Genomic DNA, 1,350 nt, shown 5'->3' with positions numbered 1-1,350 from the left:
GACGCTAAATTTAAGGATTTTCCGACGGGAGAAACCGCCTACGAGATGAGCGTGAACGTCGGCAAGGGCGAAAAGGACGGCAAAAACTCGGATAAGCGCGCCGTGCGGATATATCTAAGCCCAGATGGCGGCGTCTACGGCAGGCTTAGTAAAAATGCACTCGAGCAGTACGCGGGCGCGGCGAAACATGGCGAAGCGCCGACGCTAAAAGCGGCGATCAAATTTGAAAACGACACGAAGGATATATACGAGATGATCTCGGGCAACGACTTTAAGGCTAGCGACGAGGCGCAGACGGGCGGCGTTTATATCTTGGTGCCGGGACAAGTCACGGGTGCCATCTGGGCGGAAAATATCGCGATACGCGAGGCGCTTGCTGGCAAGGCGGTCAAAATCGGAGCTCTAAGAAAGGCGGTAAAATGAAAAATCTTAAAATCGGCTTTATCGGCGGCGGAAATATGGGCGGCGCGATGATCGAAAATTTGGCGCAAAGGCTGGGCGGCGAGAGGGTGTTCGTCTATGCCAGGAGCAAAACGGTGGCTCTGTGCGAAAAGTGCGGCGTAAATGCCTGCGAGAGCGAATCTGCGGTCGCGTCGGCGGCCGATATCACGGTGCTAGCGACCAAGCCCGCGGCGTATGAGGATATATTAAATTTGATAAAAGAGGCGGCGAGAGGTAAGGTTATAGTCACGCTCGCGCCAAATTTTAGCCTGGAGCAAAGCATGCAAATTTTGGGTGCGCAGGCCAAGGTCGCGCGTGCGATGCCAAACACTCCCGCGGCAATCGCAGAGGGCGTAAGCGCGCTGTGTTTTAACGAAAATTTAAGCGCGGACGAGCGGGCGGCGGTGCGTGAGATATTTGAAAATTTCGGTGCCGTTTATGAGCTGGAGGAGGCTAAATTTGCCGCATTTACAGGTATCGCGGGTAGCTTGCCGGCCTATGTTTTTATGTTTATCGAGGCAGCGGCGGACGCGGGAGTACTAGAGGGGCTGCCTAGAGCGCTGACGTACGAAGCCGTCGCGGCTAGCGTCGCGGGCTCTGCGAGGCTAATGCTAAAAAGCGGCAAACATCCCGCGACTTTAAAAGACGAAATTTGCTCACCCGGCGGCACGACGATAGAGGCCGTAAAGGCGCTAGAAAAAGGCGGTTTTCGCGCGGCGGTGATGGATGCGGTGGGCGCTTGCGTGAAAAAAGCGAGAGCTAAGTAAATTTACTGCTTTAGTCGACGCTTGAAAATGATTTTTGGAGTTTAAAGGCGTGGATTTTTACTTATAGACGCGATCTATTCTGGATTGCGACTTAAATTTAAAAAAATTAATCGAAATTTTAATTTTTATAAAAAAACTTCTA

At 52.2% G+C, this 1,350-nt stretch carries 2 protein-coding genes; both read left to right on the top strand.

Translation table 11 applies throughout. The annotated features are described in order from the left end of the window. A partial coding sequence (locus tag Q0386_RS04090; protein WP_299027450.1) for a hypothetical protein occupies positions 1-423 on the top strand: 423 nt, incomplete at its 5' end. Continuing rightward, positions 420-1,208 (top strand): pyrroline-5-carboxylate reductase, encoded by a 789-nt coding sequence (proC, locus tag Q0386_RS04085; RefSeq protein WP_299027447.1) that lies wholly within the window; start codon positions 420-422, stop codon positions 1,206-1,208. The genes Q0386_RS04090 and proC, both read left to right, overlap by 4 nt. Positions 1,209-1,350: the final 142 nt, after the last annotated feature.

The sequence above is a fragment of the uncultured Campylobacter sp. genome (genome assembly GCF_938045625.1).
In the GTDB taxonomy this organism is placed as follows: Bacteria; Campylobacterota; Campylobacteria; order Campylobacterales; family Campylobacteraceae; genus Campylobacter_A.
Note: the sequence above shows the minus strand (reverse complement) of the source record. Positions and strands in the feature narration are given on the sequence as shown.